General features: G+C 64.9%; 24 protein-coding genes and 1 tRNA gene. 9 read left to right on the forward strand and 16 right to left on the reverse strand.

Annotated elements, in window-relative coordinates:
• The 7 genes from pheT to DMO17_RS08060 all read right to left on the reverse strand — a co-directional run bounded on the left by pheT (position 1) and on the right by DMO17_RS08060 (position 6,952).
• Entirely contained in the window at positions 1-2,379 is a 2,379-nt protein-coding gene (gene pheT, locus DMO17_RS08030; protein WP_110681986.1) for a phenylalanine--tRNA ligase subunit beta, read from the reverse strand.
• Positions 2,380-2,421: 42 nt separating this feature from the next.
• On the reverse strand, positions 2,422-3,438 hold the full coding sequence (gene pheS / locus DMO17_RS08035; RefSeq protein WP_110681987.1) for a phenylalanine--tRNA ligase subunit alpha: 1,017 nt from the start codon (positions 3,436-3,438) through the stop codon (positions 2,422-2,424).
• A gap of 95 nt (positions 3,439-3,533) precedes the next feature.
• The gene (gene rplT / locus DMO17_RS08040; protein WP_068826439.1) at positions 3,534-3,890 is read right to left on the reverse strand and encodes a 50S ribosomal protein L20; all 357 of its coding nucleotides are present in this window, start codon (positions 3,888-3,890) and stop codon (positions 3,534-3,536) included.
• Positions 3,891-3,919: 29 nt separating this feature from the next.
• A complete protein-coding gene (gene rpmI / locus DMO17_RS08045; RefSeq protein WP_021701550.1) occupies positions 3,920-4,114 on the reverse strand; it encodes a 50S ribosomal protein L35 in 195 nt (64 codons plus the stop codon).
• A gap of 60 nt (positions 4,115-4,174) precedes the next feature.
• A complete protein-coding gene (infC, locus tag DMO17_RS08050) occupies positions 4,175-4,726 on the reverse strand; it encodes a translation initiation factor IF-3 (protein WP_181418765.1) in 552 nt (183 codons plus the stop codon).
• A complete protein-coding gene (gene thrS, locus DMO17_RS08055) occupies positions 4,726-6,648 on the reverse strand; it encodes a threonine--tRNA ligase (protein ID WP_110681989.1) in 1,923 nt (640 codons plus the stop codon). The genes infC and thrS overlap by 1 nt, the downstream gene beginning before the upstream one ends.
• A gap of 227 nt (positions 6,649-6,875) precedes the next feature.
• Positions 6,876-6,952: transfer RNA gene (locus tag DMO17_RS08060), tRNA-Val, on the reverse strand.
• A gap of 185 nt (positions 6,953-7,137) precedes the next feature.
• Between DMO17_RS08060 and DMO17_RS08065 the strand changes: the two genes are divergently transcribed.
• A complete protein-coding gene (locus DMO17_RS08065) occupies positions 7,138-8,421 on the forward strand; it encodes an NAD(P)/FAD-dependent oxidoreductase (RefSeq protein ID WP_110681990.1) in 1,284 nt (427 codons plus the stop codon).
• 58 nt (positions 8,422-8,479) lie between these two features.
• Here the strand turns inward: DMO17_RS08065 and DMO17_RS08070 are convergent, their stop codons facing one another.
• Complete coding sequence (locus DMO17_RS08070) at positions 8,480-8,785, reverse strand: DUF2388 domain-containing protein (RefSeq protein ID WP_110681991.1); 306 nt, start codon at positions 8,783-8,785, stop codon at positions 8,480-8,482.
• Between the two features lie 109 nt (positions 8,786-8,894).
• Between DMO17_RS08070 and dusA the strand changes: the two genes are divergently transcribed.
• Positions 8,895-9,887, forward strand: a complete 993-nt coding sequence (dusA, locus tag DMO17_RS08075) for a tRNA dihydrouridine(20/20a) synthase DusA (RefSeq protein WP_110681992.1) — start codon at positions 8,895-8,897, stop codon at positions 9,885-9,887.
• A 135-nt stretch (positions 9,888-10,022) separates the two neighbouring features.
• Positions 10,023-10,946 (forward strand): transaldolase, encoded by a 924-nt coding sequence (tal, locus tag DMO17_RS08080; protein ID WP_110681993.1) that lies wholly within the window; start codon positions 10,023-10,025, stop codon positions 10,944-10,946.
• 66 nt (positions 10,947-11,012) lie between these two features.
• On the opposite strand, the gene rssC is transcribed toward tal, so the two are convergent.
• Positions 11,013-11,507: an anti-sigma factor antagonist RssC gene (gene rssC, locus DMO17_RS08085; protein ID WP_110681994.1), complete on the reverse strand. Its 495-nt coding sequence runs from the start codon at positions 11,505-11,507 to the stop codon at positions 11,013-11,015.
• A complete protein-coding gene (gene rssB, locus DMO17_RS08090; RefSeq protein ID WP_110681995.1) occupies positions 11,504-12,688 on the reverse strand; it encodes a two-component system response regulator RssB in 1,185 nt (394 codons plus the stop codon). Before rssB ends, rssC begins: the two co-directional genes overlap by 4 nt.
• Before the next feature lie 214 nt (positions 12,689-12,902).
• On the opposite strand from rssB, the gene DMO17_RS08095 reads away from it, so the two are divergent.
• Positions 12,903-13,202, forward strand: coding sequence for a PilZ domain-containing protein (locus tag DMO17_RS08095; RefSeq protein ID WP_110681996.1), 300 nt, complete (start codon positions 12,903-12,905; stop codon positions 13,200-13,202).
• Positions 13,203-13,252: 50 nt separating this feature from the next.
• Here the strand turns inward: DMO17_RS08095 and DMO17_RS08100 are convergent, their stop codons facing one another.
• The gene (locus tag DMO17_RS08100) at positions 13,253-13,942 is read right to left on the reverse strand and encodes an MlaA family lipoprotein (RefSeq protein ID WP_110681997.1); all 690 of its coding nucleotides are present in this window, start codon (positions 13,940-13,942) and stop codon (positions 13,253-13,255) included.
• 116 nt (positions 13,943-14,058) lie between these two features.
• Here DMO17_RS08100 and DMO17_RS08105 point away from each other — a divergent pair, with 116 nt between their 5' ends.
• From DMO17_RS08105 to DMO17_RS08115, 3 genes are all read left to right on the forward strand, one after another.
• Positions 14,059-14,466: an acyl-CoA thioesterase gene (locus DMO17_RS08105; protein ID WP_110681998.1), complete on the forward strand. Its 408-nt coding sequence runs from the start codon at positions 14,059-14,061 to the stop codon at positions 14,464-14,466.
• A 64-nt stretch (positions 14,467-14,530) separates the two neighbouring features.
• A complete protein-coding gene (locus tag DMO17_RS08110) occupies positions 14,531-15,193 on the forward strand; it encodes an HAD family phosphatase (RefSeq protein WP_110681999.1) in 663 nt (220 codons plus the stop codon).
• A 132-nt stretch (positions 15,194-15,325) separates the two neighbouring features.
• A complete protein-coding gene (locus DMO17_RS08115) occupies positions 15,326-15,589 on the forward strand; it encodes a DUF4404 family protein (protein ID WP_110682000.1) in 264 nt (87 codons plus the stop codon).
• 42 nt (positions 15,590-15,631) lie between these two features.
• On the opposite strand, the gene queF is transcribed toward DMO17_RS08115, so the two are convergent.
• The 4 genes from queF to DMO17_RS08135 all read right to left on the reverse strand — a co-directional run bounded on the left by queF (position 15,632) and on the right by DMO17_RS08135 (position 19,590).
• Complete coding sequence (gene queF / locus DMO17_RS08120) at positions 15,632-16,459, reverse strand: NADPH-dependent 7-cyano-7-deazaguanine reductase QueF (protein ID WP_110682001.1); 828 nt, start codon at positions 16,457-16,459, stop codon at positions 15,632-15,634.
• 197 nt (positions 16,460-16,656) lie between these two features.
• Positions 16,657-17,361: a copper resistance protein B gene (locus DMO17_RS08125; protein WP_110682002.1), complete on the reverse strand. Its 705-nt coding sequence runs from the start codon at positions 17,359-17,361 to the stop codon at positions 16,657-16,659.
• Positions 17,348-19,063, reverse strand: a complete 1,716-nt coding sequence (locus DMO17_RS08130; protein WP_110682003.1) for a copper resistance system multicopper oxidase — start codon at positions 19,061-19,063, stop codon at positions 17,348-17,350. The genes DMO17_RS08125 and DMO17_RS08130 overlap by 14 nt, the downstream gene beginning before the upstream one ends.
• Complete coding sequence (locus DMO17_RS08135) at positions 19,060-19,590, reverse strand: cupredoxin domain-containing protein (protein WP_110682004.1); 531 nt, start codon at positions 19,588-19,590, stop codon at positions 19,060-19,062. Before DMO17_RS08135 ends, DMO17_RS08130 begins: the two co-directional genes overlap by 4 nt.
• Positions 19,591-19,761: 171 nt before the next feature.
• Between DMO17_RS08135 and DMO17_RS08140 the strand changes: the two genes are divergently transcribed.
• Both DMO17_RS08140 and DMO17_RS08145 read left to right on the forward strand, forming a co-directional pair.
• On the forward strand, positions 19,762-20,439 hold the full coding sequence (locus DMO17_RS08140) for a heavy metal response regulator transcription factor (protein WP_110682005.1): 678 nt from the start codon (positions 19,762-19,764) through the stop codon (positions 20,437-20,439).
• Positions 20,439-21,770: a heavy metal sensor histidine kinase gene (locus DMO17_RS08145; protein ID WP_110682006.1), complete on the forward strand. Its 1,332-nt coding sequence runs from the start codon at positions 20,439-20,441 to the stop codon at positions 21,768-21,770. The genes DMO17_RS08140 and DMO17_RS08145 overlap by 1 nt, the downstream gene beginning before the upstream one ends.
• 14 nt (positions 21,771-21,784) lie before the next feature.
• Here the strand turns inward: DMO17_RS08145 and DMO17_RS08150 are convergent, their stop codons facing one another.
• Positions 21,785-22,699: a hypothetical protein gene (locus DMO17_RS08150; protein WP_110682007.1), complete on the reverse strand. Its 915-nt coding sequence runs from the start codon at positions 22,697-22,699 to the stop codon at positions 21,785-21,787.
• Between the last annotated feature and the right edge of the window lie 19 nt (positions 22,700-22,718).

Consider the following 22,718-nt stretch of genomic DNA (forward strand, 5'->3'; position numbering starts at 1 on the left):
CTACTTCCTTAACGTGGCGTTGAACCTTTCTTCCAGCGAGGTGATGATGTTTTGCGTAGTTGTACTCACCTCATCGTCGTTAAGAGTGCGCGATGGATGTTGCCAGGTCAAGCCGACTGCCAGGCTTTTTCTATGTGGATCAATACCTTTACCGTGATAGACGTCAAATAGCTTGAGGTCAGTCAGCCATTCGCCTGCGGCCTCGCGAATGGTGGCGAGCACGGCTTCGGCCGGCTGCTCGCGATCCACCAGCAGCGCCAGGTCACGGCGCACCTCGGGGAAGCGCGACAACTCGCTGAACGCCGGCATGCGCCCGGTGGCGACTTCGGCCAGTACCAGCTCGAAGAGGAACACCGGCTGATCCAGGCCTAGGGTCTTGGCCAGCTCCGGGTGCAGCGCCCCCATGAAGCCGACCAGGCGCCCTTCCCGCTCGATACGCGCGGTCTGGCCCGGATGCAGAGCCGGGTGCTCGCCAGGTACAAAGCTGAAGGCATCGGCGGCACCGGCATAGCCCAGCAGCGCCTCGACGTCGGCCTTGAGGTCGTAGAAGTCCACGCTCTCTCGGCCGTTGGCCCAGCCTTCCGGCAGGCGGCTGCCGCTGATCACACCCGCCAGCATGGCTTCCTGCTGCAGACCTTCGAGCTGGCCGACGAAACGCAGGCCGCTCTCGAACAGGCGCACGCGCGACTGCTGGCGATTGAGGTTGTGCTCCAGCGCCTTGACCAGGCCTGGCCACAGCGAGGAACGCATGGCGGCCATGTCGGCGGAGATCGGGTTGGCCAGCTGCAGCGGCGCCACGCCCGGGCTGAACAGCTCGAACAGCTTGGGATCGATGAAGCTGTAGGTGATGGCTTCCTGATAGCCGCGAGCAACCAGCAGGCGGCGCAGGGCCGGCAGCTCGGCACGGGCTTCAGCCTTGGCCTGCGGCGCCAGACGAGCCTGCGGGTAACGCACCGGCAGGCGGTTGTAGCCGTACAGGCGGCCCAGCTCTTCGATCAGGTCCACTTCCAGGCTGATATCGAAGCGGTGGCTCGGCACGCTGACCAGCCACTGGCCAGCGCCCTGAGCGGTCACGCCCAGGCCCAGCGCGGTGAGCAGGCGCTCGACCTCGGCACCGTCCATGTCCATGCTCAGCATCTGGCTGATGCGCTCGGCACGCAGGGTGATCGGTGCGACGTTCGGCAGGTCGGCGGCGCTGGCCACTTCGATGATCGGGCCGGCTTCGCCGCCGACTATCTCCAACAGCAGCTCGGTGGCGCGCTCCATGGCGTTGCGCGCCAGCTGCGAGTCCACACCACGCTCGAAGCGGTGCGAGGAGTCGGTATGCAGGCCATAGGAGCGAGCCTTGCCGGCCACCGAGATGGTGTCGAAGAAGGCGCTCTCGAGGAACAGGTCGCGGGTCTTGCCGCTGACACCGCTGTGCTCGCCCCCCATCACGCCGGCGATGGCCAGGGCGCGGTTGTGGTCGGCGATCACCAGGGTGTCGGCGCGCAGGCTGACTTCCTGGCCATCCAGCAGGACCAGCTTCTCGCCCTCTTCCGCCATGCGCACGCGGATGCCGCCGTTGATCTCGGCGAGGTCGAAGGCGTGCATCGGCTGGCCGAGCTCGAGCATCACGTAGTTGGTGATGTCGACGGCGGCGTCGATGCTGCGGATATCGGAACGGCGCAGGCGCTCGACCATCCACAGCGGAGTCGGCTTGGACAGATCGACGTTGCGGATGACACGGCCCAGGTAGCGCGGGCAGGCCTTGGGCGCCAGCACTTCGACAGGGCGCACTTCGTCATGCGCGGCGGCAACCGGCGCGATGGACACCGCCGTAACCTGCGCGCCATAGATGGCGCCGACTTCGCGGGCCAGGCCGGCGAGCGACAGACAGTCACCACGGTTGGGGGTCAGGCCGATCTCGATGCTGGCATCGTCCAGGCCGAGGTAAGCACGGACGTCCTGGCCGACAGGGGCGTCCGCCGCCAGCTCCATCAGGCCGCTGTTGTCGTCGCTGATCTGCAGCTCGGAGGCCGAGCAGAGCATGCCCTGGGACTCCACGCCGCGCAGCTTGGCCTGCTTGATCTTGAAGTCGCCCGGCAGCTCGGCACCGATCATGGCGAAGGGGATCTTGATGCCGGCACGCGCATTGGGCGCGCCGCAGACCACCTGGAAGGTGGCGCTGCCGTTGCTGACCTGGCACACGCGCAGCTTGTCGGCGTCCGGGTGCTGTTCGGCACTGAGGATCTCGCCCACCACCACGCCGCTGAACTGGCCGGCGACCGGGATCACGGCGTCCACTTCCAGGCCGACCATGGACAGGCGGGCCACCAGTTCGTCGCGCGAGACCGCCGGGTTCACCCAGCTGCGCAGCCACTGTTCACTGAATTTCATGCTGTCTGTTCTCCTTAAGCGAATTCGATACGGGTCGTGCGGCTAGCGGAATTGCGCCAGGAACCGCAGGTCGTTATCGAAGAACAGGCGCAAGTCATTGACGCCGTAACGCAGCATGGCCAGGCGCTCGACGCCCATGCCGAAGGCGAAGCCCTGGTACTTCTCCGGATCGATGCCGGACATGCGCAGCACATTCGGATGGACCATGCCGCAGCCCATCACTTCCAGCCAGCCGGTCTGCTTGCACACGCGGCAGCCCTTGCCGGAGCACATTACGCACTGCATGTCGACTTCGGCCGACGGCTCGGTGAAGGGGAAGAAGGACGGACGGAAACGCACGCCCAGCGGCTTCTCGAAGAACACCCGGAGGAATTCCTCGATGGTGCCCTTGAGGTCGGCGAAGCTGATGCCCTCGTCGACTAGCAGGCCTTCGACCTGGTGGAACATCGGCGAGTGGGTGATATCGGAGTCGCAGCGGTAGACGCGGCCGGGGCAGACGATGCGGATCGGCGGCTGCTGCGATTCCATGGTGCGCACCTGCACCGGCGAGGTGTGAGTGCGCAGCAGCATGTTCGCATTGAAATAGAAGGTGTCGTGCATCGCCCGCGCCGGGTGGTGGCCGGGAATGTTGAGGGCTTCGAAGTTGTGGTAGTCGTCTTCGACTTCAGGACCCTCGGCCACGCTGTAGCCGATGTGGGTGAAGAACTGCTCGACGCGCTCCAGGGTACGGGTGACCGGATGCAGGCCACCTGAGGCCTGGCCGCGGCCCGGCAGGGTCACGTCGATGCGCTCGGACGCCAGCTTCTCGGCGAGCAGAGCCTGCTCCAGCACGGACTTGCGGGCGTTCAGGGCGTCCTGAACCTGGTTCTTGGCGGCATTGATCAGGGCGCCGGCCTGCGGACGCTCTTCGGCGGAGAGTTTGCCGAGGGTCTGCATCAGGGCGGTGAGCTCACCCTTCTTGCCGAGATACTGCACCCGGAGCTGCTCCAGGGTGTTGACGTCTGCGGTGTTTTGCACGGCCTCAAGCGCTTGCGAGACCAATGCATCCAGGTTTTCCATGTACGGACTCCAGATACGAAATAGGGGAAGAGCTCGAAGGCTCTTCCCCTATCTTTGACGTTGCCACCGGGCAAGCCCGGTGATTGTCGGGGGACTTAAGCCAGAACGGCCTTAGCTTTCTCGACAATCGCAGCAAACGCCGCTTTTTCGTTCACTGCCAGATCGGCCAGAACCTTACGATCGATCTCGATGGTCGCTTTCTTCAGACCAGCGATCAGACGGCTGTAGGACAGACCGTTCTGACGAGCACCGGCGTTGATACGAGCGATCCACAGAGCGCGGAACTGACGCTTGCGCTGACGGCGGTCACGGTAGGCGTACTGGCCTGCCTTGATCACAGCCTGCTTGGCAACGCGGAACACGCGCGAACGCGCACCGTAGTAGCCTTTGGCGAGTTTCAGGATTTTTTTGTGACGAGCACGAGCGATAACGCCACGCTTAACACGAGCCATGAGTATTTACCTCTAAGTATCTTGACCGATTAACGAACGCGCAGCATGCGCTCGACTTTTGCCTTGTCCGACGGATGCATCAGCTCGCTACCGCGCAGTTGACGCTTACGCTTGGTGGACATTTTGGTCAGGATGTGGCTCTTGAAAGCGTGCTTGTGCTTGTAGCCGGCCGCGGTTTTCAGGAAACGCTTGGCCGCGCCGCTTTTGGTTTTCATCTTTGGCATGTTTTGTACTCCGCATTCATTAACAACTGATAACCATCAGGCCTGCCAGTGCCCGGGAGGTTATTTACGCTTCTTGGGAGCGATGACCATCATCAGCTGGCGTCCTTCCAGCTTAGGATGCTGTTCGACGGTACCGATTTCGGCGAGGTCGTTTTCGACCCGCTTCAGCAGTTCCATCCCCAGCTCCTGGTGGGCCATCTCACGACCACGGAATCGCAAGGATACCTTGGCCTTGTCCCCTTCATTAAGGAAACGTACCAGGTTGCGTAGTTTTACCTGGTAATCCCCTTCTTCCGTCCCTGGACGAAACTTGATTTCTTTGATCTGTTGCTGATGCTGGTTCTTCTTCGCAGCAGCAGCCTGCTTCTTCTTCTCGAACAGGTGCTTGCCGTAGTCCATGATGCGGCAAACCGGCGGAACTGCGTCAGCCGAGATCTCTACCAGATCCAGCTTGGCCTCTTCGGCCACGCGCAGTGCTTCATCGATCGAAACAATACCGATCTGCTCGCCATCCGCACCAATCAGGCGGACCTCACGAGCGGTAATGTTCTCGTTGATAGGCGCCTTGGGGGCGGCCCGCTTATCCTGTCTCATTTCACGCTTAATAATGATTACTCCGAATCTTGGCGACCACGCCGGGAAACCGCTTGCTTGAGCTGATCGGCGAATTGTTCCAGAGGCATGGAGCCCAGGTCGACACCTTCGCGGGTACGCACAGCAACGGATCGTGTCTCAACTTCCCTGTCGCCAATAACCAGGAGATAGGGAACCTTGAGCAAAGTATGCTCGCGGATTTTAAAGCCGATTTTTTCGTTTCTCAAGTCGGACTTGGCACGAAATCCGCTTTGATTGAGGGTTTTCTCGACTTCCAGGGCAAAATCGGCCTGCTTGTCGGTGATATTCATCACCACCGCCTGGGTCGGCGCCAGCCAGACCGGGAACTGCCCGGCGTAATGTTCGATGAGCATGCCGATGAAACGCTCGAAGGAACCCAGGATGGCGCGATGCAGCATCACCGGACGCTTGCGCCCGTTATCTTCGGCGATATAGCTGGCATCCAGGCGCTCCGGCAGGTTCGGATCGTACTGCAGGGTACCGCACTGCCAGTTGCGACCAAGGCAGTCCTTGAGGGTGAACTCGATCTTAGGACCATAGAAAGCCCCCTCGCCCGGCTGGTATTCCCAGGCCAGGCCGGATTCGTTCAGCGCATCGGCCAGGGCGGTTTCGGCGCGATCCCACAGCTCGTCGGAACCTACGCGCTTGGCCGGACGAGTGGATAGCTTCATGGCGATGTCGGAGAAGCCGAAGTCGGCGTAGACCTGCAGGGTCAGCTTGATGAAATCGGCCGCCTCCTTCTTCACCTGATCCTCGGTGCAGAAGATGTGCGCATCATCCTGGGTGAAGCCGCGCACACGCATGATGCCGTGCAGCGCACCGGACGGCTCGTTGCGATGGCAGGCACCGAATTCGGCCAGACGCAGCGGCAGGTCGCGGTAAGACTTCAGCCCCTGATTGAAGATCTGCACATGGCACGGGCAGTTCATCGGCTTCACCGCGTAGTCGCGGTTTTCCGAGTTGGTGGTGAACATGTTCTCGGCATAGTTCGACCAGTGCCCCGAGCGCTCCCAGAGGATGCGGTCGACCACCTGCGGCGTGCGCACCTCGACATAGCCGTGCTCGCGCTGCACCTGGCGCATGTACTGCTCCAGCACCTGATAGACGGTCCAGCCGTTCGGATGCCAGAACACCATGCCCGGCGCCTCTTCCTGCAGGTGGAACAGGTCCAGCTGCTTGCCGATACGGCGATGGTCGCGCTTCTCGGCCTCCTCGATACGCTGGATATAGGCCGCCAGCTGCTTCTTGTCCGCCCAGGCGGTGCCGTAGATGCGCTGCAGCTGCTCGTTCTTCGAGTCGCCGCGCCAGTAGGCGCCGGATATCTTGGTCAGCTTGAAGGACTTGAGGAAGCGGGTATTGGGCACGTGCGGGCCACGGCACATGTCCACGTATTCTTCATGGAAGTACAGGCCCATGGCCTTCTCGTCCGGCATGTCGTCGATCAGGCGCAGCTTGTATTCCTCGCCGCGCGCCTTGAACAGCTCGATGACCTCGGCACGCGGCGTCATCTTCTTGATGACGTCGTAGTCCTTGTCGATCAGCTCGGCCATGCGCTTCTCGATGGCCGCCATGTCTTCGGGCGTGAAGGGGCGATCAATGGCGATGTCGTAATAGAAGCCCTCCTCGATCACCGGGCCGATCACCATCTTGGCGCTCGGGTAGAGCTGCTTGACCGCGTGACCAACCAGGTGGGCACAGGAGTGGCGAATGATCTCCAGCCCCTCTTCATCCTTCGGCGTGATGATCTGCAGGGTCGCGTCGGTCTCGATCAGATCGCAGGCATCCACCTGCTTGCCGTTGACCTTGCCGGCCAGAGTGGCCTTGGCCAGGCCAGCACCGATGGACTGGGCCACCTCGAGCACGGATACCGGATGATCGAACGAACGCTGACTGCCGTCGGGAAGAGTAATGGTGGGCATGGCGCCTCCTCTCCTAGTGGTGACCCCTACCAAAGGTCACATGGGTTGGGATGAGCCAGGAAGCGATCCGGCGGTATACCTGCCTGACGATGGCAGGAGCCTTGCGGGCCAACCGGAACCGAACCAGAGTCACTGGAAGTAAACAGAATCGCGGATGCTTCCAGAAAGCCTATTCTCTGGCAAGCAGCCAATAAAAAAGGGGTCGTATCAACGACCCCTTTCGGATTTGGTAGGCACAATTGGACTCGAACCAACGACCCCCACCATGTCAAGGTGGTGCTCTAACCAACTGAGCTATGTGCCTGCAATGGAGGCGCATTTTAGGGAGATTCGCCGGGGTGTCAACACCTTTTTTCGCTAAGCCTCTGAAAAAGTGGATTTTTTGCCGCACAGCGCCACGTTGAAAATTTTGCACAGAGGCTAGCCGGCGCATTTTGACTCGGGTAGCATCCGCTCATTCCGTAAAAAATAAAGAACATAGGTTCAAATATGGCGCACACCTCCTACCCCCAGTCCTACTACGCCGCTTCGGCCAATCCGGTTCCGCAGCGCCCGGCGCTGCAGGGCGAGACCGAGACCGATGTCTGTATCATCGGCGCCGGCTACACCGGCCTCTCCACCGCCCTGTTCCTGCTGGAGAACGGCTTCAAGGTCAGCATCGTCGAGGCCGCCAAGGTTGGCTTCGGCGCCTCCGGTCGCAACGGCGGCCAGATCGTCAATAGCTACAGCCGCGACATCGACGTGATCGAACGTACCGTCGGCCCCAAGCAGGCCCAACTGATGGGCCAGATGGCCTTCGAAGGTGGCCGCATCATTCGCGAGCGTATCGCCAAGTACGACATCAAGTGCGACCTGAAGGACGGTGGCGTGTTCGCCGCCTTCACGCCCAAGCAGATGAAGCACCTGGAAGCGCAGAAGAAGCTGTGGGAGCGCTTCGGCCATACCCAGCTGGAGATCATGGACGCCCAGCGCATCCGTGAAGTGGTCAAGACCGAGAACTACATCGGCGGCATGCTCGACATGAGCGGCGGCCACATCCATCCGCTGAACCTGGCGCTCGGCGAAGCCGCGGCCGTGGAAAGCCTGGGTGGCATCATCTACGAACAGAGTCCGGCCGTGCGCATCGAGCGCGGCGCCAACCCGGTGGTGCATACTCCCGAAGGCCGCGTGAAGGCCAAGTTCATCGTGGTCGCCGGCAACGCCTATCTGGGCAACCTGGTGCCGGAACTGGCCGCCAAGACCATGCCCTGCGGCAGTCAGGTGATCGCCACCGAGCCGCTGAGCGAGGAAATGGCCAAGAGCCTGCTGCCGCAGGACTACTGTGTGGAAGACTGCAACTACCTGCTTGACTACTTCCGCCTGACCGGCGACCGTCGCCTGATCTACGGCGGCGGCGTGGTCTACGGCGCCAAGGACCCGGCCAACATCGAGGCGATGATCCGCCCGATGATGCTCAAGACCTTCCCGCAGCTGAAAGGCGTGAAGATCGACTACGCCTGGACCGGCAACTTCCTGCTGACCCTGTCGCGCCTGCCGCAGGTCGGTCGCATCGGCGACAACATCTACTACTCGCAGGGCTGCAGCGGCCACGGCGTGACCTACACCCACCTGGCCGGCAAGATCCTCGCCGAAGCCCTGCGTGGCCAGGCCGAGCGTTTCGACGCCTTCGGCAGCCTGCCGCACTACCCCTTCCCGGGTGGTCGCCTGTTCCGCGTGCCCTTCACCGCCATGGGCGCCTGGTACTACAGCCTGCGCGACAAGCTGGGCCTGTAACACCGACCGCAAACGGAAACGGCGCCCTCGGGCGCCGTTTTTCATTTCACCGCGCCGATCACAATGCCAGGATGGCCTGCGCCAGCTGCATGTCATCCAGCTGCAGCTCCGGCAGCTTGCCACGGATGTGCTGGAAGGCCGCCTCCAGATGCGCACCACGGATATCGCCGCGACTGGCAACGAAGCTCGCCGCGTCGTCCTTGGCCTCGCGCACCACCTTGTCGTCACCGAAGGTGGACGAGGTGACATCGGTGGTGGCATCCACCGTATTGACCATGCCGTCGGTGGTTACCACGAAGCTGGTCGCGCCCACCTGCAGGCTGCATCCCAGGGCCAGCGCCGCCAGCCAGTATCTGCTTTGCATGTTGTCATCTCCCTACGCATGAAACCTGCCAGCAGCTTAGCAGCCGAGCCATCGGCCTGTCGCCAAGTACGCTAGAATGCCCGCCGTTTTTCCGCAGCGCACACCGACCATGCCGAACTCCATACAGCGACCAGAGCCTTCCCGCCGCTTCTCCGTGGCGCCGATGATGGACTGGACCGACCGCCACTGCCGCTTCTTCCTGCGCCAGCTGTCCAGCCGCGCCCTGCTCTATACCGAGATGGTCACCACCGGCGCCCTGCTGCATGGCGATGCCCAGCGCTTCCTGCGCTATCACGACTGCGAGCACCCACTGGCCCTGCAGCTGGGCGGCAGCAATCCTGCTGATCTGGCGGCCTGCGCACGGATGGCTGAAGAGCATGGTTATGACGAGGTCAATCTCAACGTCGGCTGTCCCAGCGACCGGGTGCAGAACAACATGATCGGCGCCTGCCTGATGGGGCATCCGCAGCTGGTGGCCGACTGCGTCAGGGCCATGCGCGACGCGGTGGACATCCCGGTCACGGTCAAGCACCGCATCGGCATCAACGGCCGCGACAGCTACGCCGAGCTGTGCGACTTCGTCGGCACGGTGCGCGAGGCCGGCTGCCCCAGCTTCACCGTGCATGCGCGCATCGCCATTCTCGAAGGCCTGTCGCCCAAGGAGAACCGCGAAATCCCGCCGCTGCGCTACGACGTCGCTGCGCAGCTCAAGCGCGACTTTCCCGATCTGGAAATCATCCTCAACGGCGGCATCAAGACCCTGGAAGAGTGCCAGCAGCACCTGCAGACCTTCGACGGCGTGATGCTGGGCCGCGAGGCCTACCATAATCCCTACCTGCTGGCGCAGGTCGACCAGCAGCTGTTCGACCTAGACAGCCCGGTGATCAGCCGCGCCGAGGCGCTAACGCGCATGCGCCCCTACATCGAACGGCACCTCGCCGAGGGCGGCGCCATGCACCACGTCACCCGCCATGTGCTGGGCCTGGCCCAGGGCTTTCCAGGTGCGCGGCGCTTCCGCCAGCTGCTCTCGGTGGACGTGCACAAGACCCAGGACCCGCTGGCCCTGCTCAACCAGGCCATCGAACTGCTCGCCGGCCACTGAGACGATCATTCCAGCGCGCACGGCAGCGCTTCTCTGCCCCAGCCCGACGCCAGCAGCGGAAAAGCCCGCGCCAGACATTGAAGCGCTCCGCACGGCTCGGGTAAGGTCGGAGACATGTAACGACAGGGCCTCGTCATGACCTCCAAGCTGGACCAACTCAAGCAGTACACCACCGTGGTCGCCGACACCGGCGACCTCGACGCCATCAGCCGGCTCAAGCCGGTGGACGCCACCACCAACCCCTCACTGCTGCTCAAGGCCGCAGCCCTGCCCCGCTATGCCGAGCTGCTGGGCAAGGCCGTGCAGGGCTGCGCCGGCGATCTGGGCCTGGCCTGCGACCGCTTCGGCGTGGCCGTCGGCCAGGAAATCCTCAAGGTGATCCCGGGGCGCATCTCCACCGAGGTGGACGCTCGCCTGTCCTTCGATACCCAGGCTACCCTGCGCCGCGCCGAGCGCCTCATCGGCCTGTACGAGCAGGCCGGCATCGGCCGCGAGCGGGTGCTGATCAAGATCGCCTCGACCTGGGAAGGCATCCGCGCCGCCGAGCAGCTGGAGAAGGCCGGCATCCAGACCAACCTGACCCTGCTGTTCTCCTTCGCCCAGGCCGTGGCCTGCGCGGACGCCGGCGTGTTCCTCATCTCGCCCTTCGTCGGGCGCATCTACGACTGGTACAAAAAGGCCGAGGGCCGCGACTTCGTCGGCGCCGAGGACCCGGGCGTGAAGTCCGTGTCGCGCATCTACCAGTACTACAAGGCCAACGGCTACGACACCGTGGTGATGGGCGCGAGCTTCCGCAACCTGGGCCAGATCGAGCAGCTGGCCGGCTGCGACCGCCTGACCATCAGCCCCGAGCTGCTCCAGCAGCTGGCCGACGACCAGGGCCAATTGCCGCGCACCCTCACCCCCGGCACCGGCGAAGCACGCCAGGCACTGGACGAGAGCGCCTTCCGCTGGGCCATGAACGAGGACGCCATGGCCACCGAGAAGCTGGCCGAGGGCATCCGCCTGTTCGCCCGCGACCAGGAGAAGCTGGAGGCCCTGCTGGCCGCCCGCCACTAACCCAGGCGCAAACGAAAAGGGCGATATCCGCGGGGATATCGCCCTTTTTCATGCCCGTTTACACGGTCAGCTGCGTTCCAGGGCGCTCACCAAGTCATGGAAGGCCTCGCGGTTGGACTCGTTGAGCCCCATGAGGATGCGATGGGCTTCCAGCACCTTGGCCTTGACCACCTCTTCCGACTGATCCTGCGACGGCAGGTCGCTCAGGCATTCCGGACAGGGAATCGGCCGGTCGACGATGTTGAACACCTGATCGAAGCCCATCGACTGCAGCAGGCGGGTGATGTCCTCGTGGGTGGTGACCACGGTGGGCAACAGGCCGATCTTCTGCCGCGAGAGGATGGAGAGCTTGGCCAGCAGACCGAGAGTGGTGCTGTCGATGCTGCGGGTTTCTGTCAGATCAATGACGATCGCCGAAAAATTCAGCGCAGAGAAGATTTTTTCGATCGTTGCATCCAGCGCCGAACACAGGGTCAGGCGGATTTCACCGACGAACTTCAGGACGAAGGTACCGTCCTGCTCGGCGAACTGGATCCTACCGGGGCTATTCCCAGGATTCATGCAAGGTTCCTGCTCAACACCAGCAAGGCAATATCATCCGGCATATCGCGCAGATTGGCCAGCCCGAACACCTGGCGCAGGCCATCCAACGTGCCTCCGGCCTGGCTGACCAGTCGTGGCAGCGCGGCCTCCTTCTCTTTGAGCGTGTCGCCAGGCAAAAGGTCCAGGATGCCGTCGGACATCAGGCTCAGGCTGAAGGACTGCGGCAACTGCATGACCTGATCCTTGTAGCTGGCCTCATCGAACAGCCCCACCGGCAGGCCGCGCCCGTCCAGATAGCGGGCCTCGCCCTCGCTGAACAGCACCGGCAGCGGCAGATGGCCGCCGATGCTGTAGGTCAGGGTGCCGCTCTGCTGGTCGATCACCCCGCCGAGCATGGTCACGTGCTTGCCCAGCTTGCAGTTGATCAGGCCACGGTTGATATGGCCGAGCACATCGGAGGGCTTGAACTCCGGCAACACGCCGTTGCGCTTCCACTCGTAGAGCAGGCGCGTGGTCATGAACTTGAGCAGCACGGTGACGAAGGCCGACGAGGCGCCATGGCCGGAGACATCGGCCAGGTAGAAGGCCACGCGGTGCTCGTCCACGCGGAAGTAGTCGACGAAATCGCCCGACAGGTACAGCGAGGGGATGATCTGGTGGGCGAACTGCAGGTCATCGGCCTGCCAGGGCGTGACCGGCAGCATGTTCATCTGCACCTGGCGCCCGGCGTTCTGGTCCTCCTGCAGCAGGTGCAGGCTGGCCTGCAACTCGCGATTGGCGGTCTCCAGCTTCTCGCGGTAGCGCTGGTTCTCCAGGCGCAGCTGGAAGCGATCCAGCGCGCGGCGCACCGAGTGCTCCAGCACGGCCAGGTCTTCCAGGGGCTTGATCAGGTAGTCGGCAGCGCCCAGACGCAGGGCCTCGACCGCATCGCTCATCACCCCCGCCCCGGAAACGACTATGACCGGGATCTCGCTGTTGAGCGCACTGATCCGGCGGATCAGCTCGAGGCCGTCGATCTGTGGCATGCGCAGATCGCAGATGATCAGGTCGGGTTGTTCGCGTTCGAACACTTCCAGTCCCTGCAGCCCGTTTCCGGCCTGCAGGACCTGGAAACCACTGTCCTCTAGATAGGCGGCGAGGCTCGCTCGCACCACCTCGTCATCATCGATTATCAGCAGCTTGGCGCTGGGTTTGTGCATGGGCCATCCAGGCAAACGACGCCGGAGAGAGATTGGATTTGCCGACCGGCGGGGACAGCAACACCTGCGCTCGGACGATTCACGGCGCAGACGGTACTCCCATCCGCCAGGCGATTCAAGCCGCTGCCGATTGTCGCCCGGCGCCTTTACACCTCAAATCGGCGGGGGTTATAAGACCGTCGGGGAGCACCCGAAAAACAAGAGGACAGGGTCCATGAGCCAGAACGATCGTGCCTACAGCGAGAAACGTGACTTCATCCGCATGCGACTGGAAGCACCGGTCATCCTTCACCACGCCGGCAAGGAATTCCAGGCCCAGTGCCTCGACCTTTCCAGTACCGGCATGCAGGTGGAGGCCGACTGTCAGGTCGCCATGGGTGACCGGGTGAAAGTGCACATCCCCTCCGACCACAGCGAACTCAAGGGGCTCGATGCCCAGGCGGAAGTGGTGCGGGTGACACCGCTGGACGATGGCCGAACCTCCATCGGCCTGGCCATCCTGTCGATGAGCTGAAAACGAGAAAGGCGGCCCAGGCCGCCTTTCTGCTTTCTTGTCCGGACGACTCAGAAGTCGTCCACCACCTCGCCGTCCTTCACGCGGAACTCGCGGTTCTGCAGGTAGGCGTTGCGAATGAAGATGTACTTGTCGCCGCTGACCATCTTCTCCGCCGACAGCAGGCTGGCGCGGGTGTCGACCACGTTGACTGCGCGGGTGACATTGCGCGTCGGCACATGGTCGATGTAGGGATAGGGCGTCAGATAGCTGTCCGGAATCTTGGCCGGAGCATCGCGCAGGCTGCTCGGACCGAGGAATGGGATCACCAGGTAGGGACCGCTGCCGACTCCCCAGGCCCCGAGGGTCTGGCCGAAGTCCTCGTCGTTGCGCTGCAGGCCCATCTCGCTGGCCACATCGAAGAAGCCCAGCAGGCCGAAAGTGGTATTGAAGATAAGCCGGCCGGTGTCGACGCCGGCATCGTGCAGCTTGCCCTGCAGCAGATCGTTGGCCAGGTTGCCGACATCGCCGATGTTGCGGAACACGTTGTGCACGCCATCCTCGAGGAACTGCGGCGTCACCGCCTGGTAACCCTTGGCCACGGGCTTCAGGGCATAGGTATCGAGGGTGTCGTTGAAGCGGAAGACGGGACGGTTGAAGGACTCCCAGGGGTCCTCTTCGGCCGAGGCCGCCAGCGGCAGCAGCACCAGCGCACCGATCGCGCACAGGCGGGTGATCCAGCTCGCACCGATCATGGGCATTTGCAGTCTCTCCTTGGCATCAGTAGTGTGGCGGCCCGCGGCCGCCCGGGAATCTGTGAGGCCGCGCAGTATAACCACCGCCGCCCCCATATGGCAGCAGCATAGCGGACTCCAGCATGTCGGATAAACGCCTCCTCCATATCGCCCATATCCCGGTTCGCTGGGGCGACATGGACAACTACGGCCACGTCAACAACACCGTCTACCTGGAATATGTCCAGGAAGCCCGGGTGGACTGGTTCGCCCGCGTCGGCATCGACATCGACCACGCGCCGCAGGGCCCGGTGGTGCTGCAGACCCTGCACACCTACCTGAAGCCGGTGGTGCACCCGGCCACCGTGGTCATCGAGCTGTACGCCGGCGCCGTGGGCCGCAGCAGCCTGGTGGTCGAACACCGCCTGACCACCCTGGAGGACCCGCACAGTTGCTATGGCGAGGGGCACTGCAAGCTGGTGTGGGTCGACCACGCCAGCAACGCCTCGGTTGCGGTGCCGCAGAGCGTGCGCCAGGTCATGGGCGCCTAGCCGTCACGGGTTCGTCACACGGCCTGGTTACCCTGCCCCACACCCCCGGGGAAGCGAGTCCGCCATGCCTGCGCCAATATTCAATGCCCTGCTGTTCGGCCTGACCGGCTGCCTGGTCGACCACGGTGCCCGCACCTTGCCGGTGGCCTTGCAGCACAGTGGCCTGGAGCGACTGCCCGACGACCCGCACGCCCCCGAGTTGCTGCCCGCGCTGCTGGCCAGCGCGGCCGAATGCGCGGAGGCGCTGCCGGGCGTGCCGGAGCTGCTCCACGATCTGAGCCGCCAGCAACTGCCGCATGCCTGGCTGGATGAACTGCCGCAAACGGCCTGTCGCCTGCTGGCCGAAGTGCTGCCGTCGAGCATCCGCGCCAGCCGCCCGAACGCTGCCCGCCCCTGGCCGGCCCCGGACGCGATCTGGCAGGCACTGGCCGAGCTGCAAGTGGACAGACTGGACGGCTGCGTGCTGATCGCCAGCGAACCGCGCCTGCTGCAGGCTGGCCTCAACGCCGGGCTATGGTGTATCGGCCTGGCCAGCTGCGGTGCTCCCTGCGGCCTGGCCCTGGGCGACTGGCAGGCCCTGGCTGCCGGTGAGCGCGATAAGCTGCGAGCGCAGACCACCCTCGACCTCTATCGCCTCGGCGCCCACTCGGTGATCGACCACCCCGGCGAGCTGCCGGCCTGCCTGCAGGACCTGGCCGTGCGCCGCCAGAAAGGCGAAAAACCCTGAAATCCAAATCTCGCCGCGACCTGCTCTGGATCAGGCAGGAGCGTGCCGCGTGGATTAACCTTCAGCTATGTGGCGGCGAACCCCGGGCGAGACCAGGGGTCAACCGTGCATCATCCGGAGAAGGAGACGACCATGCCCGCACGCCTGCAGCAACACCTCCAGCAACTGCGCGAGGAACTCGCCAGCGACACGCCGCTGGATACCGAAGACCGCGCCGCCCTGCTCGAACTGATGCAGCAGATCGACCTGAAACTGGCCAAGGAGCTGGCCAGCGACCCGGATGCCACCCTGGTCGACGGCGTCAACCTGGCGGTGGAGCGTTTCGAGAGCCAGCACCCGACCCTCACCGGCACCCTGCGCAATATCCTGCAGAGCCTGGCCAATATGGGCATCTAGCCCGAGCGCCCAACAAAAAGCCCGCATCCGCGGGCTTTTTCGTTACTGGCGCACCAGGCGGCGGTTGTCCAGCGCGATCGCCTCGGTGCTGCGGTAGGGGTTGATGTCCAGCCCGCCACGGCGCACATAGCGTGCATACACCGTCAGCCGCTCGGGCTGCAGCAGGCGCTGCAGGTCGAGGAACACTCGCTCCACGCACTGCTCATGGAAGTCCTGGTGCTGGCGGAAGCTCACCACATAGGCCAGCAGGCTCGCCGCATCCAGGCGCGGGCCGCGGTAGTCGACCACCAGGGTGCCCCAGTCCGGCTGGCCGGTGACCGGGCAGTTGGATTTCAGCAGGTGGCTGTAGAGCACCTCCTCCACCACCTCGTCAGCGCAGCGCAGCAGCTCCGGCCGCGGATGGGCGTAGTCGCTGACCGCGATCTCCAGGTCGTCGATGCAACGCCCCGGCAAGGTCGCCACGCCCTCGGCAGCCACCTCGTCGAGACTGCGTACACGCACGCGCACCGGCGCACCGGCGCAGGCGGACAGGTCGCGCGCCAGCACCGCTTCGACATCCGCCGCGCTGGCGTATGAGCTCTGGTTCAGCGAGTTGAGGTAGAGCTTGAACGACTTGGACTCGATAATGTTCGGCGAGTCGGCCGGAATGGCGAACTCGCCGATGGCCACCATCGGCTTGCCGGAGGGCGTCAGCCAGGACAGCTCGTAGCAGTTCCAATAGTCCACGCCCTGGTACGGCAGCTTGCCGGCCTCCAGCCCCAGTTCGGCCCACTTGGTGGTGCGGGAGATGGGGAACAGCAGTTCGGGGGCGTACTGGGAAACGTACTCGCTGGATTTGCCCAGCGGCGAGTGTTCGGCGGGATGCTGCATGGCGATGGCCTGGAAAACGAAAAACGGCGGGCATTGTACTCCATGCCCACCGCCCTCTCGTCACCCGTAGCCCGGATGCAATCCGGGGGCGGAGTAGCCTGCTTCCCGGATTGCATCCGGGCTACAGGCTATGCGTAGGGCGGGTGAAACCCGCGCATTGCGGCTCGCGGGTTTCACCCACCCTACGGCCCCGGGGCTCAGAGCCAGAACTTCAACCCCACCACCCAGGCGCCCTCCTCGTCGTGCTCGCCCTCCTCGCGCAGCCAGTCGCCCGTGCGGCCGTAGCTCTTCTCCCAGACATAGCCGACATAGGGCGAGAACTGCGGGCTGACCCGGTAGTTCAGGCGCAGCCCCGCTTCCAGGGTGCTGCCACCGGCGCCAACGCCCAGGTCGCGGTCGTCGGCCAGGGCCAGGTCGTACTCCAGCTTGGGCTCCAGCACCCAGCGCTGGGTCAGCAGCAGCTCGTATTCGGCCTCGACGCGCAGCGAGGGGTCGCCGCGCTCGCTGACGAACAGGTTGGCGTCCAGCTCGATCCACTGCGGCGCCAGGCCCTTGAGGCCGAGCACCGCATAGGCGCGTGAAGGCCCCGGCTGGTCGTCGTGGCGCAGGCCAGCCTGCCAGTCGAAGAACTCGCTAGCCATGCGCCGGTACAGCAGCTGGGTCTCGCTGGACTCGGTGGGCCCGCCCTCGGCGCGCTCACCACTGCTCTTCAGCACCGCCTTGTGCAGGTCGTTGCCATAGGTCGCCTCCAGCTCCCAGGCCAAGGCCTGCTCGTCACCGTCGAAGCGCTGCTCCAGATGATCGACGGCCAATTTGGCCACCGGCATGGCGTCCATATGTTGTTCCATGGCCAGCGCCGGGGTGGCCAGCAGCAGGGCCGGCAACAGATTAATGGTGCGCATGTTCGCTCTCCTTGGCCGCCGATTGCTCACTGTAGAACGGCTGGGTACTGCCATCGGCCGCCTCCACCACGATCTTGCGGAACATGCCGCTGCCCATGTGGTAGATCAGGTGGCAGTGGAAGGCCCACTCGCCCATGGCGTCGACCGGCACGTCCACTTCCAGGGTCTGCCCCGGCGCCACGTTGACCACGTGCTTGAGCGGGTTGAATTGGCCGTTGCCCTTGTCCAACTGCATCCACATGCCGTGCAGGTGCATGGGGTGGTTCATCATGGTCTGGTTGACGAAGCGGAAGCGCACCCGCTCGCCGAACTTGAGACGGATCGGCTCGGCCTCGGAGTACTTCACGCCGTTGAACGACCAGAAGTAGCGTTCCATGTTGCCGGTCAGCTGCAGTTCGATGGTACGGTCCGGCGCTCGGTAGCCGGCGGCCGGGCGCATGGCCTTGAGGTCGCCGTAGACCAGCACCCGTCCACCGTCCACCGGCTCGGGGGCGATACCGCTACCGGCGGCGTAGTCCGGATTGTTCGCCTGGGTCATGGCCGCGTGGTTCATCGCGCCATGATCCATGCCGGCCATCTGCGAATGGTCCATCCCAGCCATCTGGGAATGATCCATACCCGCCATGTCCGAGTGATCCATGCCACCGTGGTCCATCACGGCATGGGCCATGCCCATGTCGGCCATGGTCAGCAGGCGCGGCTCGCGCAGCGCCGGCACCTCGCCCTGCATGCCGGGGCGCGGCGCCAGGGTGGCGCGGGCATAGCCACGCCGGTCCATGGACTCGGCGAACAGGGTGTAGGCCTTGTCCTCGCGCGGCTGGACGATCACGTCATAGGTCTCGGCCACGGCAATGCGCAGCTGATCCACCACCACCGGCTGCACGTCGTTGCCGTCGGCCTGCACCACGGTCATGGCCAGGCCGGGGATGCGCAGGTCGAAGTAGCTCATGCCCGAACCGTTGATGATGCGCAGACGCACTCGCTCGCCCGGCTTGAACAGCGCGGTCCAGTTCTGCTCGCTGTCGCGGCCGTTGACCAGGAAGCGGAAGCCGCTGACATCGGCGATGTCGGTCTTGGCCATGCGCATGTTGCCCCAGTCCCAGCGGTCCTTGAGCGCCGCGCCCCAACCATCGCGTTTGGCGTCACGCAGCAGATCACCGAGGGTCGGCTGCTGGTCGTTGTAGTAGTCGGCCTGCTTCTTCAGGTTGGCCAGGGTGCGCTCCGGCTTCTCGTCCTGCCAGTCGAACAGCAGCACGGTGTACTCGCGGTCGTAACGATACGGCTCGCGCTTCTTCGGCTCGACGATCAGCGGGCCGTAGATACCCTCCTGCTCCTGGAAGTCGGCATGGGCGTGGTACCAGTAGGTGCCGGACTGGTTGAGGGTGAAGCGGTAGGTGAAGGTCTCGCCGGGCTGGATGCCGGGGAAGCTGATACCCGGCACGCCGTCCTGGGTGTAGGGCAGGATGATGCCGTGCCAGTGCAGCGCGGTCATGCGGTCGAGCTTGTTGGTGACGGCGATTTCGACTTCCTCGCCTTCCTGGAAGCGCAGCTCCGGCGCCGGGCTCTGGCCGTTGACGGTCAGCGCCGGACGCGCGCCGTCGGAAAAGCGCACCTGGCCCTCGTCGATCACCAGTTCGTAGCGGCCGGCCTGGGCTGCCAGGCTCAGGCCCAGCAGGCCGGTGGCAAGTAGCAGGCGTTTCACGGCTGCACCTCGACACTGCCGACCATGCCCGCCTGGTAGTGCCCGGGGATGTTGCAGGCGAACTCCAGGCCGGTAGCCTGGGCGAAGGTCCAGGTCAGCTCGGCGCTCTGCCCGGGCTCGAGCATCACCGTGTTGGGGTCGTCGTGGGTCATCTTGCCGTGCTGCATGCCGCTCATGTCATGCTGGCTGTGATCCATCTTGCTCATGTCGTGCTGCATGGAGGTCGGCGTCAGCATGCCCATCTGCTGCATCATCAGCATGTGCTTCTGGTGCTCGGCATGCATGGCGGCGTCGCCCAGACTGAACTCGTGCAGCAGCGCGCCCTCGTTCTTCAGCACGAAGCGCACGGTCTCGCCGGCCTTGACCTGCACCGAGGCCGGTTCGTAGTACATGTCGCCCAGGGTGATCTCGACGGTGCGATCGGCATCGGCCGCCTTGGTCGGCTTGCCGAAGGCGTGATGGCCTTTATCTGCCAGCGCCGGCAGGCTGAGGGCACAGAGCAGCGGCAGGAGAAAACGTGCGGACATGGCGAAACTCCATCGTGGTTGTGTCGCCACTCTAGAGAGCCGCCGCTGGCGCCAAGCTGACGCGAAGATTACAACTTTGTCAGCTTGGTTCATTCAGGCCGGCGCCTGGCGTATAAAGCCGGCAACGTCCCTGTCGAGCCCAGGCCGAGAGCCCCAGACTGTGAGTCCCAGATGAAACTGCTGATCGTCGAAGACGAACCCAAGACCGGCCAGTACCTGCGCCAGGGCCTGGCCGAGGCCGGCTTCGCCGTGGAGCTGGCCGGCGATGGCATGAGCGGCGAGCAGCTGGCGCTGTCCGGCGAGCATGACCTGCTGATCCTCGACGTGATGCTGCCCGGTCGCGACGGCTGGCAGATCCTGCGCAGCGTGCGCGCGGCCGGGCTGGACGTGCCGGTGCTGTTTCTCACCGCCCGCGATGCGGTGGAAGACCGCGTACGCGGCCTGGAGGCCGGCGCCGACGACTACCTGGTCAAGCCCTTCGCCTTCACCGAGCTGCTGGCGCGGGTGCGCACCCTGCTGCGCCGCGGCCATGGCACCCCGCAGGAGCAGCAGCTGCAACTGGCCGACCTGTCCCTGGACCTGCTGCGCCGCCGCGCCGAACGCGCCGGCCAGCGCATCGAGCTGACCGCCAAGGAGTTCGCCCTGCTGGAGCTGCTGCTGCGCCGCCAGGGCGAGGTGCTGCCCAAGTCGCTGATCGCCTCGCAGGTGTGGGACATGAACTTCGACAGCGACACCAACGTCATCGAGGTGGCCATCCGCCGCCTGCGCGCCAAGGTCGACGACGGCTTCACCCAACCGCTGATCCACACCGTGCGCGGCATGGGCTATGTCCTCGAGGCGCGCGCCTGATGTCGCTGGCCAACCGCCTGGCCCTGCTGTTCGCCGCCTGCACCGCCGCCGTGGCGCTGCTGGCCGGCGTCCTGTTCAGCCGCGCCAGCGAGATGCACTTCATCGAGCTGGACCAGCAGCAGCTGCAGGGCAAGCTGGCGGTGTTCACCGAGCTGCTGCAGGGCGTGACCAGCACCACCGCGCTGGCCGCGCGGCGCCCGGCACTGGAGCAGGAGCTGCAGCGCCACCCGGAACTGGCGCTGCGCATCGAGGGGCCGGACGGTCAGGTCTGGTTCAGCAGCCGCTCGCTGCCGGACAGCCTGCCGCACACCCAGCACTGGAATCACCAGGACACGGCCTACCGGGTGATGAACGCGAAGCAGGGCGACCTGCACCTGACCCTGCTGCTGGACATCACCCACCACCAGCACTTCCTCGAACAGATGCAGCGGCTGATCTGGCTGTGCGTCGGCCTCTCGGCCCTGGCCACCGCCCTGCTCGGCGCCTGGGTCGCGCGCCGCGGCCTGCGTCCGCTGCGCCAAATGACCCGGGTGACCCAGCAGGTCTCCGCCAGCTCGCTGACCGCGCGCCTGCCGGCGGACGCCCTGCCGGCCGAACTGGGCGAACTGGCCGAATCCTTCAACGCCATGCTGGCGCGCCTGGAAGACGCCTTCGCCCGCCTCTCGGCCTTCTCCGCCGACATCGCCCACGAGCTGCGCACGCCGCTGTCCAACCTGCTCACCCAGACCCAGGTCATCCTCAGCCAGCCGCGCGCCCTGGAGGACTACCAGGAAGCCCTGCACTCCAACCTGGAGGAGCTGCAGCACCTGGCGCAGATGGTCGGCGACATGCTGCTGCTGGCCAAGGCCGATAACGGCCTGCTGCAGACCCGCCGCGAGACGCTGGCGCTGGAACGCGAACTGGCGGCGCTGGCCGAGTACTTCGCGCCCCTGGCCGAGGAGGCCGGGGTGCGGCTGCAGGTCGATGGCCAGGCCGGGCTGAGCGCCGACCGCGCCCTGCTGCACCGCGCCCTGAGCAACCTGATCGACAACGCCCTGCGCTTCACCCCGCGTGGCGGCGAGCTGCGCCTGAGCGCCGCACCACAGGGTGCCAAAGTGCGCATCGAGGTGGCCAACCAGGGCCCGGAGATTCCCGCCGCACAGCGCGAGCGCCTGTTCGACCGCTTCTACCGCGCCGACCCGGCGCGCCGCGAAGGCGGCGCCGAGCATGCCGGGCTGGGCCTGGCCATCGCCCGCTCCATCGTCCAGGCCCATGGTGGCGCTATTCGCTGCGAGTCGGCGAATGGCTGGACACGCTTCATCCTAGAACTGCCGGTGACGGCACAGGGCTGAGCCAGCGCCACAGACTAGGGCGGTGTGCAACCCAGGGTCAGCTCCAGCGGTGCGCTGGGGTAACTGCCACTGCTGAAAATGGCGCTGCACTGCACGGGCGGCAAGGTGCGCAGAAAGTCCGCATCCGGCTGGGCCTGCAGCTCGCCTTGCGGCAGCAGGCCGAGCTCGCGCACCTCTCTCGGGGCCAGGCGCAACGGCGTGCCATCGATACTGCCGACCACGACAAAAGGATTGGGGTTGCGCACTGTCAGCACCCGCAAGCGCGGCGAGGCGCCGGGGAACAGCGTCTCCAGGCGGGTGCCCGGCCAGCTGGCACGCCCCCGGCACTCGTAGGCATTGGCCGCCGTGCGCACCAGCTCGGGATCGACCACCTCGACCCGCGCGTTCAGGTCGATGCGCCCCAGCCAGTCCGGGTGCCCGGCGCGATTGCCCTCGGGATCCGCGACTTCGCTGAGAAAGGCGATATCGGTGGTTTCCTGCACCACGAAGGTCCGCTCGCCGCGATGCTCGACAATGTCTTCGGCCGCCACCAGCGGCGGAGTCGGCTCCGGGGTAATACGGATACGGGCATTGAAATCGGGCTGACAACCGCGATTGCTTGGCGCGGCGCATTCGCTGCGGCGCTCCTGCTCGTCGGCGATGGCCAAACACAGGTTGCAGTAACCGTCCAGGCAGATGCTGCCGCCGACCGTGCAGTCCAGGCTAGAGCCGCAGCTCTGCAACTCGGGCAGGTTACCGTTGGGGAAGCGACAGAAACTCGACTGGCGCGGACGCTGGGTGTCCCAGGCAATGGTCACGGTATCGCCCGGGCAGGCCAGGGCCGGCGTGGCGGTGAATTCGCCGCCGGGCATGGCGGCCAGCCCCGCGCGGTTCAGGGTGCAACCGGAGAGCGACAGAGCGATGAACAGAACCAACAGAAGCGGCTTCATGACGGGGCCTCCCTGCGAA

Source organism: Aquipseudomonas alcaligenes (assembly GCF_003205495.1).
GTDB lineage: Bacteria > Pseudomonadota > Gammaproteobacteria > Pseudomonadales > Pseudomonadaceae > Aquipseudomonas > Aquipseudomonas alcaligenes_B.

Bases quoted from the DNA above. Each gene is read 5' to 3' on its own strand.
- pheT (WP_110681986.1), bottom strand. From the start codon at position 2,379: ATGAAATTCAGTGAACAGTGGCTGCGCAGCTGGGTGAACCCGGCGGTC.
- pheS (WP_110681987.1), bottom strand. From the start codon at position 3,438: ATGGAAAACCTGGATGCATTGGTCTCGCAAGCGCTTGAGGCCGTGCAA.
- rplT (WP_068826439.1), bottom strand. From the start codon at position 3,890: ATGGCTCGTGTTAAGCGTGGCGTTATCGCTCGTGCTCGTCACAAAAAA.
- rpmI (WP_021701550.1), bottom strand. From the start codon at position 4,114: ATGCCAAAGATGAAAACCAAAAGCGGCGCGGCCAAGCGTTTCCTGAAA.
- thrS (WP_110681989.1), bottom strand. From the start codon at position 6,648: ATGCCCACCATTACTCTTCCCGACGGCAGTCAGCGTTCGTTCGATCAT.
- DMO17_RS08065 (WP_110681990.1), top strand. From the start codon at position 7,138: ATGGCGCACACCTCCTACCCCCAGTCCTACTACGCCGCTTCGGCCAAT.
- DMO17_RS08070 (WP_110681991.1), bottom strand. From the start codon at position 8,785: ATGCAAAGCAGATACTGGCTGGCGGCGCTGGCCCTGGGATGCAGCCTG.
- dusA (WP_110681992.1), top strand. From the start codon at position 8,895: ATGCCGAACTCCATACAGCGACCAGAGCCTTCCCGCCGCTTCTCCGTG.
- tal (WP_110681993.1), top strand. From the start codon at position 10,023: ATGACCTCCAAGCTGGACCAACTCAAGCAGTACACCACCGTGGTCGCC.
- rssC (WP_110681994.1), bottom strand. From the start codon at position 11,507: ATGAATCCTGGGAATAGCCCCGGTAGGATCCAGTTCGCCGAGCAGGAC.
- rssB (WP_110681995.1), bottom strand. From the start codon at position 12,688: ATGCACAAACCCAGCGCCAAGCTGCTGATAATCGATGATGACGAGGTG.
- DMO17_RS08095 (WP_110681996.1), top strand. From the start codon at position 12,903: ATGAGCCAGAACGATCGTGCCTACAGCGAGAAACGTGACTTCATCCGC.
- DMO17_RS08100 (WP_110681997.1), bottom strand. From the start codon at position 13,942: ATGCCCATGATCGGTGCGAGCTGGATCACCCGCCTGTGCGCGATCGGT.
- DMO17_RS08105 (WP_110681998.1), top strand. From the start codon at position 14,059: ATGTCGGATAAACGCCTCCTCCATATCGCCCATATCCCGGTTCGCTGG.
- DMO17_RS08110 (WP_110681999.1), top strand. From the start codon at position 14,531: ATGCCTGCGCCAATATTCAATGCCCTGCTGTTCGGCCTGACCGGCTGC.
- DMO17_RS08115 (WP_110682000.1), top strand. From the start codon at position 15,326: ATGCCCGCACGCCTGCAGCAACACCTCCAGCAACTGCGCGAGGAACTC.
- queF (WP_110682001.1), bottom strand. From the start codon at position 16,459: ATGCAGCATCCCGCCGAACACTCGCCGCTGGGCAAATCCAGCGAGTAC.
- DMO17_RS08125 (WP_110682002.1), bottom strand. From the start codon at position 17,361: ATGCGCACCATTAATCTGTTGCCGGCCCTGCTGCTGGCCACCCCGGCG.
- DMO17_RS08135 (WP_110682004.1), bottom strand. From the start codon at position 19,590: ATGTCCGCACGTTTTCTCCTGCCGCTGCTCTGTGCCCTCAGCCTGCCG.
- DMO17_RS08140 (WP_110682005.1), top strand. From the start codon at position 19,762: ATGAAACTGCTGATCGTCGAAGACGAACCCAAGACCGGCCAGTACCTG.
- DMO17_RS08145 (WP_110682006.1), top strand. From the start codon at position 20,439: ATGTCGCTGGCCAACCGCCTGGCCCTGCTGTTCGCCGCCTGCACCGCC.
- DMO17_RS08150 (WP_110682007.1), bottom strand. From the start codon at position 22,699: ATGAAGCCGCTTCTGTTGGTTCTGTTCATCGCTCTGTCGCTCTCCGGT.